This is a genomic window from Duganella sp. CF402, assembly GCF_900109645.1.
Taxonomy (GTDB): Bacteria; Pseudomonadota; Gammaproteobacteria; order Burkholderiales; family Burkholderiaceae_D; genus Rugamonas.
On sequence record NZ_FOBG01000001.1, the window covers coordinates 280,778 to 297,177 of the forward strand.

Genomic DNA, 16,400 nt, shown 5'->3' on the forward strand with positions numbered 1-16,400 from the left:
AGACGCGGCGGACACGTTGCCAAACAGTAGGTGCGGCACGTAAACCAATAATTCAGGGATACGATCATGGGAAACATCATTAACGGCACCGACGGCGCCGACGGCCTGTTTGCGGGTAATGGCGGTGATACGCTCAACGGCTTTGGCGGCAATGACGTGCTGCAGGGCGGCAATGGCGCCGATGTGATCAACGCCGGGGCCGGCGATGATTTCATCAACGTGCGCGGCAAGGGCGACGATACGGTGGACGGCGGCGATGGCAACGACCGCGTCACGTATTACACCACCGGCAAGCTGACGCTCAATCTCGAGGATGGTAACGCCGACGACAGCAGCGGCTTCATCGACCATCTGACGAATATCGAACGCATTTCCGGCACCGCCGGCTTTGGCGATGTGATTACCGGTCGCGCCGACACCAATGAAACCCTGTACGGCAACGGCGGCAACGATACGCTCGATGGCGGCGTCGGCGGCAGCGATACCACTGGTTACAGCTTTATTGCCCCAGGCGCGGGCGGCGTGCAGGTGAACCTGGCGCTGGGCACCAGCAGCGGCCCTGACGGCAACGATGTGCTGAGCAATTTTGAAAACGTCGAAGGCAGCATCAATAACGATACGCTGACCGGCGACGATGGCGCCAACATCTTGTGGGGCGGGGATGGCGACGATCTGTTGATCGGCGCCGGCGGCAACGATACGCTGGTCGGCGGCGCCGGCAATGACCGCGCGGTCTTTAGCGGCAATCGCAGCGATTACACGCTGACCACGCAGGACAACGGCGACGTGACGGTGCAGGATAATCGCGGCGGTTCGCCGGACGGTACCGACACGGTGCGCGGCGTGAAGTATCTGCAGTTTGCCGACACCACGCTGGAAGCCAAGCCGATGGACCAGGTGGTCAGCAGCGTCAAGGCCGGCCATCAGGCGTTCAATTTCTCGCTCATGTTGCGCGGCACCGGCGGCCAAGGCGCCAACGGTTATGCCACGGTGTTCCGTGGCGGCGACGATAACGGCGAGGGCATTTATGTGCGCGTGTTTACCGGCGACGGCGTGGCGCGCACCGAGGATATCCTGGTCAACAGCAGCACCGCCGGCGACCAGCGCGCGCCCACCGCCGTGGCGCTGCAGGATGGCACTTTCGTGGTGATGTGGGACAGCACGCCGGAGACCAGCCCGTATCCCAATGCCGGCCTGATCGACATCAAGATGCAGCACTTCGATGCCGACGGCAACAAGATGGGCGGCGAGGTGACGGTCAATACCACCACCGCCTTCCAGCAGCGCTTCCCGTCGGCGATTGCCACCGCCGATGGCGGTTTCTTCGCGGTGTGGCAGTCGCGCCAGGAGGGCAGCGGCCCCACCGCCAGCTATGGCGTGTACGGCCAGAAGTTCGATATCGCCGGCAACAAGGTGGGCGCTGAGCTGCATATCAACACCACCGAGGCGGGCAACCAGCTGTTCCCGCTGGTGCGCCAAGCCGGCGCCGACGCCAACGCCGATGGCATCCCCGACCAACTGGTGGTGTTGTGGGAGGATCTGGGGCTGACCGGCGCCGTGCGCATCGCCCAGCAATTCCTCAACGGCGACGGCAGCAAGAGCGGCGGCGAAAGCTTTATCTACAGCGCGCCGGCCGGCAGCAGCATGAATTTCGTGCACCAGGCCGAGGTCGAGGGCGGCTACGTCGTCAGCTGGACCATGACGCTGGCCGACGGCACTGGCGCCGTGATGGCGCGCCTGTTCAACGAAAACGGCACGCCGCGCGGCGCGGCCTTCACGGTGGCGTCCGGCGAATACTATTACGGCACCGACGCCATCAGCGTCTTCAACGGCGACGTCATGATGGTGTGGGATGTCCATCATGCGGACGGCAGCAGCGCCATCGTCGGCCGCAACTTCAACGTGGTCACCGGCGCGCCGAGCGGGGCCACCTACCTGATCAGCAATCACGCCAACGGCGCCAGCCTGATGTATCCGACCGTGAGCCCGTCCGGCAATAACGATGTGCTGGTGTCCTGGAATACGCAGGGCAACCAGATCGACGGCGAAATCAGCGGCGTCTACCAGCAACTGGTGAACGGCAATGGCCAGTTCGAGAACGGCGTCTTCAACACCGGCGCCACGCCGGACGCTACCAGCTTCACGGTACAGGTGGTGGCTGGCGGCGCGGCGCCGCAGACCGACACGCAGGGCCGTTACGTGCTGAACGCGGCTCTCACCAGCGGCGACAGCACGGTGTTGTCGCACCTGGCGCTGAAAGGCACGGCCGCCTTCGGCACCACGGTGACCATTTACTCGGACGGCAACCCGCTGCTGAAAGTGGGCGTCGATGACAGCGGCAAGTGGACCGCCGATATCAAGGACCTGGCCGCCGGCACGCATGCGTTGACCGCCGTGGTCACCGATGTGCACGGCAACGCCAGCGCGGCCAGCGCCGCGTTCGAAGTGACGGTGGACAACGACGTCATTGAAGGCACCAGCGGCGCCGACGACGAGGATTACTGGATCGGGCACGGCGCCGACGGCAATGCGCAAGTGCTCAACGGCGGCGCCGGCAACGACACCCTGTACGGCGCCGGCGGCAGCGACACCATGAACGGCGGCGCCGGCGACGACACTTTCCTGATCAGCAAAGGCGAGATGGCGTTCGAGCAGGCCGACGAGGGTACCGACACCATCATCAGCACCTACAGCCTGGCGCTGCCGGCCAATATCGAAAACCTGACTTTCGACAGCGACGCCGACGGCTACCTGGTCGGTAACAACCTGGACAATGTGCTGACCGGCGGCGACGGCGGCAACTTCATCCACGGCATGGGCGGCAACGACACGCTGATCGGCAATGGCGGCGGCAATAATTTCCAGGGCGGCGAGGGCAACGACCTGGAGCAGGGCGGCAGCTATGGCGACTACTTCATCGGCGGCGCCGGCGACACCGGCGACGATACGATGGACGGCGGCGCCGGCAACGATATCATCAACCTGTCGCCGGGCCATGACGCCATCATCGGCGGCGAGGGCGACGAGGACGTGCTGCAAACCCGCGTCGAGGGCGCCAGCCACGGCGTCAACATCAACCTGGCCACCGGCATCATCGTCGACAACGGCTTTGGCGAGAGCGGCACCGTCACCGGCATCGAGGAAGTGGAGGGCACGCAGTTCGCCGACACCCTGATCGGCAGCGCGGCCGACGAGCAATTGATTTCCCACGGCGGCAGCGACAGCATCGACGGCGGCGCCGGCAAGGACATCGTGTTCTACGGCGGCAGCGCCAATTTCACCGGTAGCCTGAGCACCGGCACCGGCACCAGCACGGACGGCACCGTCACCTTCACCAACGTCGAAGGGCTGGGCGGCGGCAGCGGCAACGACAGCCTGACCGGCAGCGCCGGCAATGACAGCCTGGGCGGCTTCCTCGGCGACGACACCATGACCGGGCTGGGCGGCAACGACGAGCTGTGGGCGCTGGGCGGCAAGGACACGGCGGTCTATCGCGGCAAACAGGCCGACTACAACATCAGCACCAACGCCGACGGTACCGTCACGGTGCAGGACAAGCGCACCAGCGGGACCACGCTGGACGGCACCGACACACTGCACGGCGTGCGCACCTTGCAATTCGCCGACGGCTCGGTGGACCTGAAAGTGCTTGACCGCGTGGTCAGCAGCGCCCCGGCCGGCTACCAGGTTTACCAGACCACGGCGGCGCACTGGTATCTGGACGGCGGCTACATCCAGGTGTTCCGCGCCACCGATGGCAGCGGCGACGGCCTGTATGCGCGCGTGTTCGACGAGGACGGCAACCCGGACGGCAACGATATCCTGATCAATGCCGGCAACACCGGCGGCGACCAGCGCGCGCCGGTGGTCGCCAGCATGATCTCCGGCGGCTATGCGGTGGCCTATCACAGCAATCCGGCGCTGGGCGCCGGCTATGCGGACAGCGGCTGGGACGTGATGGTGCAGTTGCTCGACAACAGCGGCCACCTGGTCGGCGGAGCCATCAACGTCGGCACCACGGCCGGCGTGGGCCAGCGCCTGCCGACCGTGGCCGGCCTGACCAACGGCAACTTCGTGGTGACCTGGCAATCGGCGCAAGCGGGCGACGACGGCCACCTGGCGGTGTACGCGCGCGTGTTCTCCTCGACCGGCATGCCATACGGCCCGGAAATCAAGGTGGGCACCAGCAGCGAGTACGCCCAGACCTCGCCGGTCGCCACCGCGCTGGACGACGGCGGCGCCATCATCACCTGGGCCGGCGTCAATGACGACGGCCACTTTGGTTTCATCTCGCAGCGCTTCGGTCCCGGCGGCGCCAAGGTTGGCGACGCCTATACCGTGTTTGAAGTCGGCGGCCCCGACTCCACCGTGTCGGCCATCCATACCACCACCCTGAACGACGGCGGCCATGTGCTGACCTGGATTTACGACGCCGACGGCCCCACCCGCGAGGGCGAGCTGGGCACCGGCCCGGACGTGGTGATGGCGCGCCACTACGACGCCGACGGCAACCCGGCAGGCGACGCCTTCGTGGTCTCGGCCGCCGGCCTGCAGCGCTCGTCGTCGGTGCTGGGCCTGAGCGACGGCAGCTATCTGGTGGTGTGGGACGTGGAAAATACCGACGGCACGTCGGCCATCATGGGCCGCCGCTACAACAGCGATAACAGCCCAGCGGCGGCCGAATTCAAGATCAGCAATGCGGCCAGCGCCGGCATCAAGGTGTTCCCGACGCTGGCCGAGTTCCAGCCGGGCCAGATCGTGGTGGCATGGGGCACGCAGGACGCGCCCGCGATCACCAGCAGCGGCGGCATCTACCAGCAGATCATCGACTTCAACGGCAATCCGCTGTTCTATGTCGGCGATTCCTCGATCACCAAGCCGGCCACGCCGACCCTGACGGTGCAGACCGTGGTGGGCGGTTCCGTGCCTGTCCTCGACCCGGCCTACCCGAGCGCCGCCTATTACCTGAAGGACGCGCCGCTGACCACCGGCGCCACCACCGCCAACAACCACCTGGTGGTGAGCGGCACGGCCGTCGCAGGCTCGACCGTGACCATCAAGGTCGGCACTGGTATCCCCAAGACGGTGGGGGTGGACGACGACGGCCGCTGGGCACTGGACATCAAAGATCTGGCTGACGGCACGTATGCGGTCACGGCCACCGTGACCGATCTGTTCGGCAAAACCAGCTTGACCAGCACCGCCTTCACCGTCACCGTCAAGGCCGGCATCACCGGCACCGGGCTGGCGGACGGCGAAAGCTACTGGGCGGCGCGCGGCGCCGACGGCACCGCGCAGTCGCTGTTCGGCGGCGACGGCAACGACACCCTGAACGGCGGCGGCGGCGCCGACACGCTGAACGGCGGCGCCGGCGACGACACCTACATCGTCGCCAATGGCGGCATCGTCATTACGGAAGCGCCTGGCGCTGGCACCGATACGGTGAAGACCTCGCTGGCCGCGCTGACCTTGGCGGCCAACGTGGAAAACGGCATGGCCCTCGGCGCTGGCGCGGTGGCCCTCACCGGCAACGCCCTGAACAACGTCCTCAGCGGCAACAGCGGCAACGATACGCTGGACGGCGCGGCCGGCAACGACACCCTGGCCGGCGGCGTCGGCGACGATAGCTATACGGTCGACGCGGTCGGCGACGTTATCATCGAAAACGCCAGCGCCGGCACCGATGCGGTGAAGGTGATGCTGGCAGCGGCCGGCACCTACACGCTGTCGGCCAACATTGAGAACGCGACGGTCGGCAACGCCATCGCGGTCAACCTGGCCGGCAATGAGCAGGCCAATCTGCTGACCGGCAATGCCGCCGTCAACAAGCTCGAAGGCGGCGCCGGCAACGATACGCTGGACGGCGGCGCCGGCATCGACAGCCTGGTCGGCGGCAGCGGCGACGACACCTACGTGGTCGACGTGGCCGGCGACGTGGTTACCGAACTGGACGGCGGCGGCAAGGACACCATCCTGACCGGGCTGGGCACCTACACGCTGACGGCGGCCAACGTGGAAATCGTCAGGTACACCGGCGCGACCACCTTCAACGCCACCGGCAACGCTGGCGACAACCAGCTCGAAGGCGGCGCCGGCAACGACACGCTGAACGGCGCGGCCGGCAACGACACCCTGATGGGTGGCGCCGGCAACGACAGCCTGCAAGGCGGCGACGGCAATGACGACGTGCGCGGCGGCGACGGCAACGACACCGTGCTTGGCGGCGCCGGCAACGACCTGCTGGCCGGCGGCGTCGGCAGCGGCGCCGACTCGCTCGACGGCGGCGCCGGCAGCGACACCCTGATCGGCGGCGCCGGCAACGATACGCTGGAAGGCGGCCTGATCACCGACAAGATCGGCTACACCGATGCCAACGTGGTGTCGTACAACGAAGCGGGCGCCGGCATCAACCTCAACCTGCAGACCGGCACGGCGCAGGATGGCCTGGGTGGCACCGATAAACTGAGCAACATCAACATCGTGGTCGGTTCCACCCACGACGACACCATCACCGGCAGCAATGCCTTGCTGCTGGAGCAGTTCGAAGGCGGCGCCGGCGACGACGTCATCGACGGCGGCGCGGTCGATGCGCTGAACCAGGAAGGCAATAACCGCGTCACCTTCTTGCGCGCCACCGGCGGCGTGACGGTCGACCTGGCGGACGGCACCTCGGACGGCGACGGCGTCGGCCACGATACCCTCACCAACATCACCCAGGTGCGCGGGACCGCATGGGACGATGAACTGTCGGGTTCGGACACCGCGTTGACCGAACAGTTCGAAGGCCTGGGCGGCAACGACACCATCGACGGCCGTGGCGGCATCGACATTGTGCGCTACGACAACGCCGCCAGCGGCGTGGAAGTCGACCTGAATGCCGGCATGGCCGATGACGGCACCGGCGGCACCGACACCCTGATCAACATCGAAGGCGTGCGCGGCTCGGCCTTTAACGATACCCTGACCGGCGGCAACCCGGACAACGGTATCGACGTCCATGACGGCAAGATCGAAATCTTCATGGGCAACGGCGGCAACGACCTCATCGATGGCGGCGATGGCTACGACCGCGCCGACTACACCTCGGCCACCAGCGCCGTCACGGTCAATCTCGGCGCCGGCACGGCGCTGGATGGCCTGGGCGGCACCGACAGCTTGAGCAACATCGAGGGCGTGCGCGGCTCGGCCTTCAACGACACCCTGATCGGCAGCGACGATGGCGAGTTCGAATCGTTCGAAGGCCGCGAGGGCAACGACAGCATCGACGGCCTGGGCGGCATCGACCGCGTCGACTACGACCGCGCCAAGGCCGGCGTCGGGGTCAACCTGCTTACCGGCATCGCGACCGACGGCTACGGCGGCACCGACAAGCTGCTCAACATCGAAGACGTGCGCGGCTCGTCGTTCAACGACACCATCACCGGCAACGCCGAGGACAACTACCTGCAAGGCCTGGATGGCAACGACAGCCTGCAGGGCGGCGCCGGCTTCGACCTGCTGAGCGCCGGCAGAGGCGTCGACACGGTGGATGGCGGCGCCGATGAGGACACGCTGGCGTTGATCGGCAATTACGCCGACTACACCATCAGCCGTCCGAACGACACCGACGTGCTGCTGGTGAACATCGGCACCGGCGAGAGCATCACGGTGCGCAACGTTGAATTCTTCGAGTTCGACGACGTCGGCCTGAGTTTCGAGGACGTCACCCTGAACTCCGCCAGCGGCCTGCCGGACCTGATCACGGGCACGCCGGACGCCGACAGCATCGACGGCCTGGGCGGCGCCGACACAATGGTCGGCATGGACGGCGATGACGTCTATACGGTCGATGTCGCCGGTGACGTGATCGAGGAAATGCCGGACGAGGGCAACGATACGGTGAAGGTGGCCTTCAAGGCTGCCGCCACCTACACGCTGGGCGAGAACGTGGAGAACGCGGAGGTCGTCGCCGCCGCCACCATCGCGATCAACCTGACCGGCAACGAACTCGATAACAAGCTGACCGGCAACGGCGCCGCCAACAAACTGATCGGCGGTGACGGCAACGACTTCCTGGACGGCCGCGCCGGCAACGACATCATGATCGGCGGCAATGGCCACGACAACTATTTCGTTGATGCGGCCGGCGACGTGGTGACCGAAGAGGCCGGCATCGACGGTGGCTACGACTCTGTCTACACCTCGCTGGGGAGTTACACGCTGGGCGCCAATGTGGAAGGGCTGGCCTACACCGGCACCAGCACCTTTGTCGGCATCGGCAACGCGCTCAACAACAACATCACCGGCGGCGCCGGCAATGACAGCCTGAGCGGCGGTGCCGGCGGTGACTTCCTGAGCGGCGGCGCCGGCAACGACACCCTCGACGGTGGCGCGGTCACCGACCGCGTCAACTACTCCGACGGCAACTACGCCGCCTATTTCTCGGCGACTGCGGGCGTCCAAGTCAATCTCGCCACCGGCGAGGCGCTGGATGGCCAGGGCGGCAAGGACAAGCTGGTCAACATCAACATGGTGTATGGCTCCGATTTCAGCGACACCATCACCGGTAGCAGCACCCTGATCGGCGAGTTCTTCAACGCCGGCAAGGGCGACAACATCATCAACGGTGGCGCCATTGTCAACGCCGACCAGAACAGCAACCTGGTCTACTACTTCGGCTGGGACAGCGATACTGGCGTCAACATCGACCTGCAGGCCGGGACCGCCGAGCACCACGGCGGCAGCGTCGATACGCTGACCAACATCAACCAGCTGGTGGGCTCGATCCACGACGATACGCTGCTCGGCTCGGACAGCGCGGTGACGGAAAGCTTCGACGGCTACCTCGGCAGCAACGAGATCGACGGCCGTGGCGGCTTCGACTTCGTGCGCTACGACTTTGCCCAGGATGGCGGCGTGTTCGTCGACCTGTCGGCCGGCACCGCCGACAAGGGCACCGGCATCGACACCTTGAGCAATATCGAAGGCGTGGTCGGCTCGATGTTCGACGACACCATCATCGGCGGCAATCCCGACAACGGCGTCGAGATTGGCGACGGCCTGATGGAAGTGTTCATCGGCGGCTACGGCAACGACTCCATCGACGGTGGCGAGGGCTACGACCGGGTCGACTTCATCACCAGTACCGCCGCCGTAGTGGTCGACCTCGGCGCCGGCACGGCACAGGATGGCCTGGGCGGCACCGACGAGCTGACGAACATCGAAGGCGTGCGCGGCACGGCCTTCAACGACACCCTGAGCGGCAGCGACGACGGCGAGTTCGAAACCTTCGAAGGCCTGGCCGGCAACGACAGCATCGACGGCAAGGGCGGCATCGACCGCGTCGACTACGACGATGCCAAGACCGCCGTGGTGGTCAACCTGGCCACCGGCGCCACCGACACCGGCAAGGATGGCTACGGCGGCACCGACAAGCTGCTCAACATCGAAGACGTGCGCGGCTCGAAGGGCTTTGGCGACAGCATCACCGGCAGCGCCGCCGACAACCATCTGGAAGGCCTGGGCGGCAACGACACCCTGAACGGCGGCGCCGGCGCGGACGTGCTGGATGCCGGCACCGGGGTCGACCTGGTCGACGGCGGCGCCGACAGCGACACGCTGGTCCTGCTGGGCAACTATGCCAGCTACACCATCGAGCGTCCGACCGCGACCGACCTGCTGCTGAAAAATACCGGCACCGGCGAAACCATCACCGTGCGCAATGTCGAGAACTTCGTGTTTGCCGATGGCACGCGTAGTTACAACGAAACCATCGCCAACAAGCAAAGCATCTTCGGCGACTTCATGATCGGTACGAGCGGCGCTGACTCGATCGACGGCCTGGGCGGCGCCGACACCATGACCGGCTTCGACGGCGACGATATCTATGTGGCCGACGTGGCAGGCGACGTGGTGGTCGAGGCGGCGGATGGCGGCAAAGACATGGTCGAAGTGAAGTTCGCGGCGGCCGGCACCTACACGCTGGCCGACAACGTGGAGGAGGCCAAGGTCACGGCGGCGGCCACCATTGCCGTCAATGTGGTCGGCAATGCGCAAAGCAATAAGCTGACCGGCAACGGCGCGGCCAACAAGCTGGACGGCGGCGCCGGCAACGACACGCTGGACGGCGGCGCCGGCGGCGACTCCATGAGCGGTGGCGAAGGCAACGACCGCTACTACGTCGAGTCCGCCACCGACACGGTCAAGGAAGACCTGGATGCGGGCTACGACGTGGTGTACACCACGCTGGCCAGCTACACGCTGACGGCCAACGTCGACAAGCTGGAGTTCAAGGGCAGCGGCAAGTTCAGCGGCACTGGCAATGCGCTGGACAACGATATCTACGGCGGCGCCGGCGACGACACCGTCAACGGCATGGGCGGTAGCGATGCGCTGTACGGCAACGAAGGCAATGACAGCGTGCTGGGCGGCGAGGGCGACGACGCCATCGACGTCGGCACCGGCACTGCCGACGTGGCCGATGGCGGCGCGGGCGCCGATACGCTGGTGTTGTTGGGCGACTTCGATGCCTACACGCGCAAGCGCGTCTCGGCCACCGACACCCTGCTGGTGAACAGCAGCACCGGCGAGTCGGTCATCCTCCGCAATATCGAGACCGTCGTCTTCAACGGCGACTTCAAGACGCTGGACGAAGTCAACTTCAACCTGCCGAGCGCAGGCAACGACGACCTCGAAGGCACGGACGGCAACGATTCGATGGACGGCGGCCTCGGCAACGACACGATGGCCGGCCTCGACGGCGACGACATCTACGTGGTCGACGTGGCCACCGACGTGGTCACCGAGGCGGCGGACGCCGGCAGGGACACGGTGCAAGTGGCGTTCAAGACCGCCGGCGGTACCTACAGCATGACCGCCAACGTCGAAGACGCCGCGATCACCGGCAGCGTGGCCACCAACATCGTCGGCAACACGCTGGACAACGTCCTGACCGGCAACGCCGTGGCCAACAAGCTGGAAGGCGGCGAGGGCAATGACTCGCTGATCGGCGGCGCCGGCAGTGACACCATGATCGGCGGCCTGGGCAACGACACCTTCGTGGTGGACGTGGCCTCCGACGTGGTGACCGAAGTGGACGGCGGCGGCACCGACCGCGTGGAAACCGCGCTGGCGACCTACACACTGGCGGCCTTCGTCGAGGAGCTTGAATTCAAGGGCACCGGCACGGCGACCTTCAACGCCACCGGCAACGCGCTGGACAACAAGATCGTCGGCGGCGCCAAGAACGACACCCTGAACGGCGGCCTCGGCAACGACTCGCTGACCGGCGGCGCCGGCGACGACAGCCTGCTGGGCGGCGACGGCAACGACACGCTGGTGGCCGGCACCGGCCTCAACGACATCGTTGACGGCGGCGGCGGTACCGACACCGTCAATGTGCTGGGCAATTTCGCGGCCTACACCCGCACCCGCACCACCGCCACCGACACCAAGCTGGTGAACGCGGTGACCGGCGAAACGCTCACCATCCGCAACGTCGAGACGGTGCACTTTGTCGACGGCGACAAGACGATGAACGAAGTCAACTTCAACCTGACCAGCGCTGGCAACGACACGCTGGTCGGCGGCGACGGCAACGACATCATCAACGGCCTGGCCGGCGCCGACGACATGAGCGGCGGCCTCGGCAATGACACCTATGTGGTCGACGTGGCGGGCGACGTGGTGCACGAGCTGGCGGACGAGGGCACGGAAGACCTGGTGCAAGTGGCCTTCACCGTTGCGGGCCAGACCTACACGCTGACCGACAATGTGGAGAAAGGCGCGGTCACCGGCACGGTCGCCACCAACCTGAAGGGCAACGGACTGGACAACGTCCTGACCGGCAACGCGGTCGCCAACAAGCTGGAAGGCGGTGAGGGCAACGACAAGCTGATCGGCGGCCTCGGCACCGACACCATGATCGGCGGCCTGGGCAACGACACCTTCGTGGTGGACGTGGCCGCCGATGTGGTCACCGAGCTCGACGGCGTCGGCACCGACCTGGTGGAAACCGCGCTGGCCAGCTACACGCTGGCCGCGCTGGCCTTTGTCGAGAACCTGAGCTACACCGGCGCGGCAGCCTTCACCGGCACCGGCAATGCGCTGAACAACGCCATCGCCGGCGGCGTCGGCAAAGACACCCTGACTGGCGGCCTCGGCAACGATTCGCTGAGCGGCGGCGCCGGCGACGACAGCCTGCTGGGCGGCGAGGGCAACGACACGCTGGTGGCTGGCACTGGCGTCGCCGATATCGCCGATGGCGGCCTCGGCGACGGCGACGTGGTCAATGTGCTGGGCAACTTCGCGGCCTACACCCGCACCCGCGTCACCGCCGCCGACACCAAGCTGGTGAATGCGGTGACCGGTGAGTCGCTCACCATCCGCAACGTCGAGACGGTGCACTTTGCCGATGGCGACAAGTCGCTGGCGGAAGTCAACGACAACCTCGCCAGCGCCGGCAACGACACGCTGACCGGCACCGATGGCGACGATGCCCTGAACGGCGGCGCCGGCGCCGACACCATGATCGGCCTCGACGGCGACGACACCTACACGGTCGAAGTGAGCGGCGATGTGGTGGTCGAAGACGCCGACGAGGGCGCCGACCTGGTCAAGGTGGCCTTCACCGCGGCCGGCCAGACCTACATCCTGACCGACAACGTCGAAAACGCCACCGTCACCGGCACGGTGGCCACCAACCTGGCCGGCAACGGCCTGGCCAACATCCTGACCGGCAATGCCGTGGCCAACAAGCTGGAAGGTGCTGGCGGCAACGACACCCTGATCGGCGGCGCCGGCACCGACACCATGATCGGCGGCAGCGGCGACGACGTGTACGTGGTCGATGTGGCGGCCGATGTGGTGACCGAGGCGGACAGCGCCGGCTCCGACCGTATCGAGACGGCGCTGGCCAGCTACTCGCTGGCCACGGTCGCCAACGTCGAAAACCTGACCTACACCGCGACCACCGCCACCGCCTTCACCGGCACCGGCAACGCGCTGAACAACGCCATCGTCGGCGGCCTCGGCAAGGACACTCTGAACGGCGGCCTCGGCAACGATTCGCTGTCCGGCGGCGCCGGCGACGACAGCCTGCTCGGCGGTGCTGGCAACGACACGCTGGTGGCCGGCACCGGCGCGGCCGACGTGCTCGACGGCGGCGAGGGCGACGGCGACGTGGTGAATGTACTGGGCAACTTCGCCGCTTACACCCGTACCCGCGTGTCGACCACCGACACCAAGCTGGTCAACGCTGCCACCGGCGAATCGATGATCATCCGCAATGTGGAAACCGTGCACTTTGCCGACGGCGACAAGTTGATCGCGGAAGTCATCAACAACGCCGCCACCTCCGGCAACGACACGCTGACTGGCACCGACGGCGCCGACACCATGAATGGCCTGGCCGGCGCGGACGACCTCAGCGGCAATGCCGGCAACGACACCTATGTGCTCGATGTCGCCGGCGATGTGGTGCACGAGCTGGCGGACGAGGGTACGGACCTGGTACAAGTGGCTTACACTGCCGCCGGCCTGACCTACACCCTGGCCGACAACGTGGAAAACGCCACCGTCACCGGCACCGTGGCCACCAACCTGACCGGCAACGGCCTGGCCAACATCCTGACCGGCAACGCGGTCGCCAACAAGCTGGACGGCGGCCTCGGCAACGACACGCTGATCGGCGGCGCCGGCACCGACACCATGATCGGCGGCGGCGGCAACGATGTGTACGTGGTCGACGTGGCGGCCGACGTGGTGACGGAGGCGGATAGCGGCGGCACCGACCGCGTCGAGACGGCGCTGGCCAGCTACACGCTGGGCACGTTTGTCGAGAACCTGAGCTACACGGCCACCACCACCGTCGGCTTCGCGGGCACCGGCAATGCGTTGAACAATGCCATCATCGGCGGCCTCGGCAAGGATACCCTTACCGGTGGCCTCGGCAACGATTCGCTGACCGGCGGTGCCGGCGACGACAGCCTGCTCGGTGGCGACGGCAACGACACCATCGACGCCGGCACCGGCCTCGCCGATCTCGTTGACGGCGGCCTGGGCGACGACGTGGTGAACGTGCTGGGTAACTTCGCGGCCTACACGCGCAGCCGCACCACCGCCACCGACACCAAGCTGGTCAACGCCGTTACCGGCGAAGTGCTGACCATCCGCAATGTTGAGACGGTGCACTTTGCTGACGGCGACAAGACGCTGACGGAGGTCAATGCCAACCTGCCGAGCACCGCCAACGATACGCTGACCGGCACCGACGGCAACGACACCATCAACGGCCTGGCCGGCGCCGACAGCATGAGCGGCGGCCTCGGCAACGATACCTATGTGGTCGATGTGAGCGGCGACAGCGTGACCGAAGCTGCGGACGAGGGCACGGACCTGGTGCAGGTGGCCTACACCACGGCCGGCCAGACCTACATTCTGGGCGCCAACATCGAGAACGCCACCGTCACCGGCACGGTGATCACTCACCTGACCGGTAACGATCTGGACAACATCCTGACCGGCAACGGCGTCGCCAACAAGCTGGACGGCGGCTTGGGTAACGACAAGCTGATCGGCGGCGTCGGCAACGACACCCTGATCGGCGGCGCCGGCAACGATGTCTACGTGGTCGATGTGGCCGGCGACGTCGTGACCGAGGGCGTGGATGCCGGCACCGACCGCGTTGAAACCGCGCTGGCCACCTATTCGCTGGCGGCGCTTACCAACGTCGAAAACCTGAGCTACACGGCGACCACCACCACTGCCTTCACCGGCACCGGCAATGCGCTGGCCAACGTCATCACCGGCGGCCTGGGCGCCGACAAGCTGAACGGCGCGGCCGGCGACGATACGCTGATCGGCGGCGGCGGCAACGACGCCCTGAACGGCGGCGACGGCGCCGACAGCTTCGTGTTCAACAGCCTGACCGGCATCGACACGATCACTGGCTTTGTCAGCGGCACCGACAAAATCAGCATCAGCCAGGCCATCCTGGCGATCGGCGACGGCGATCTGGTGGTGGAGGACGGGGAAACGCGCGGCGCGGCGGGCGGCTTCAGCGCCGACGCCGAGCTGGTGGTGTTCACTGCCAACGCCGGCGGCACCGCGGCGGCGGCCGCTGCCACGGCGATCGGCTCGGCCACCGGCAATTACACGCTGGGCCAGCAGGCGCTGTTCGTGGTCGACAATGGCACCGCCAGCTACGTCTACCTGTTCAAGTCGAGCGGCACCGATGCAGCCGTTTCGGCGGCGGAGCTGACCCAGATCGCCATCCTGACCGGCACGCCGTCCACCAGCCTGGCGGACTACCAGTTCGTCGCCTGACGAAGCAGGGCCGTCCTGCGTGCATTGGCGCACGCAGGACGGTTTTTTTTCCTTTGCAGATGGTGCAGTGTGCCCGACACTGACAAAACCGTCATACCGCCAAGGAGAGCAGCATGCACAGCACACCCGACCCCGATGTGCCGCCACCGTCGCCGGAGAAAGAACCGCCGCCGGACAACCGGCCGACACCGGAACACGCCCCCATTGAAGAACCCGAACCGCCCAAGCCGGCGGTGAAAACTTGACGATAAAGTATGCCTCAGCGTGCGCTGGCGTACCGTCCGTTGTGTGGAACGGACGGTATGCTGGTTCCACGCCACCAAACGTTGCTCAATGGATATATTTTTCCCTATTTGTGTCTGGCGTCACACAGCGGTAATCAAAGAGTTTCTATAATTTAGTCATGTCGTCGATTTCTGTATTTCTGTACACGGAGAGCAATCATGGGCAACTCGTTACACAATAAAATCTACCTCGGTCGTCGCACTGTCGCCCTGAGCACCAAGCGAGTACAAGCCATGATCTGCATCGCCGCCTTTGCCAGCATCGGCCTGGCCTGGCTGCTGATACGAGCGTTCCAATAAATAACTTTATTGACATTTTTTCGGCTGGTTCCGCCTTGCCGCCGCGCCGCTGTGCGCGTACCATGAGGGCCGCAGCAGTCTCTTATGGAAAAAATGGCAATGAAGAATGAAAAATTCACGCAGGACGAGTACGACGCCCTGTACGAAATCAAGCGCGGCATCAAGGGCGATCGCGTCAGTGCGTGTGTGGGCCGCAACAGCAAGCGCCTGTCCGGCCTCAAGCTGATCAGCATCGCGCACAACGGCCGCATTTCGCTGACGGAAAAGGGCGAGCAGGCGATCTTCCTGCGCCGCTGCGTGCTGGCGCTGCGCGCGCTGTCCGAGCAGGCCGGCGCAGCGGTCGACGCCGACGTGGCCCTGTTCCTCGGCAAGAAATCCCATATCCTCGAGCGCGCCGAAGGCGGCTTTGAAATCAGCGACAAGGGCAGGGAGTCGCTGGAAGACATCATTAAGCAGGGTTACTGATCAAAACGCTCCTCCGGAGCGTTTTTTTTGCTGTAATGTAGAGCTAAT

4 protein-coding genes are annotated in these 16,400 nt (G+C 66.0%); all 4 read left to right on the forward strand.

All coding sequences use genetic code 11. The features are described from left to right. Positions 1 to 66 precede the first annotated feature (66 nt). The 4 genes from BMZ70_RS01365 (at position 67) to BMZ70_RS01370 (ending at position 16,352) form a co-directional block, all read left to right on the forward strand. A complete protein-coding gene (locus tag BMZ70_RS01365) occupies positions 67 to 15,303 on the forward strand; it encodes a calcium-binding protein (RefSeq protein ID WP_092268953.1) in 15,237 nt (5,078 codons plus the stop codon). A 113-nt stretch (positions 15,304 to 15,416) separates the two neighbouring features. Then, positions 15,417 to 15,548, forward strand: a complete 132-nt coding sequence (locus tag BMZ70_RS29065; RefSeq protein ID WP_255372210.1) for a hypothetical protein — start codon at positions 15,417 to 15,419, stop codon at positions 15,546 to 15,548. A gap of 198 nt (positions 15,549 to 15,746) precedes the next feature. Beyond that, a complete protein-coding gene (locus BMZ70_RS28250; RefSeq protein ID WP_165403544.1) occupies positions 15,747 to 15,887 on the forward strand; it encodes a hypothetical protein in 141 nt (46 codons plus the stop codon). 99 nt (positions 15,888 to 15,986) lie between these two features. Continuing rightward, positions 15,987 to 16,352 carry a hypothetical protein gene (locus BMZ70_RS01370; protein ID WP_092268954.1) on the forward strand — a complete coding sequence of 122 codons (366 nt, stop codon included), beginning with the start codon at positions 15,987 to 15,989 and terminating at the stop codon, positions 16,350 to 16,352. Positions 16,353 to 16,400 lie beyond the last annotated feature (48 nt).

Coding starts and splice junctions, on each gene's coding strand:
- BMZ70_RS01365 (WP_092268953.1), top strand. CDS start 67: ATGGGAAACATCATTAACGGCACCGACGGCGCCGACGGCCTGTTTGCG.
- BMZ70_RS29065 (WP_255372210.1), top strand. CDS start 15,417: ATGCACAGCACACCCGACCCCGATGTGCCGCCACCGTCGCCGGAGAAA.
- BMZ70_RS28250 (WP_165403544.1), top strand. CDS start 15,747: ATGGGCAACTCGTTACACAATAAAATCTACCTCGGTCGTCGCACTGTC.
- BMZ70_RS01370 (WP_092268954.1), top strand. CDS start 15,987: ATGAAGAATGAAAAATTCACGCAGGACGAGTACGACGCCCTGTACGAA.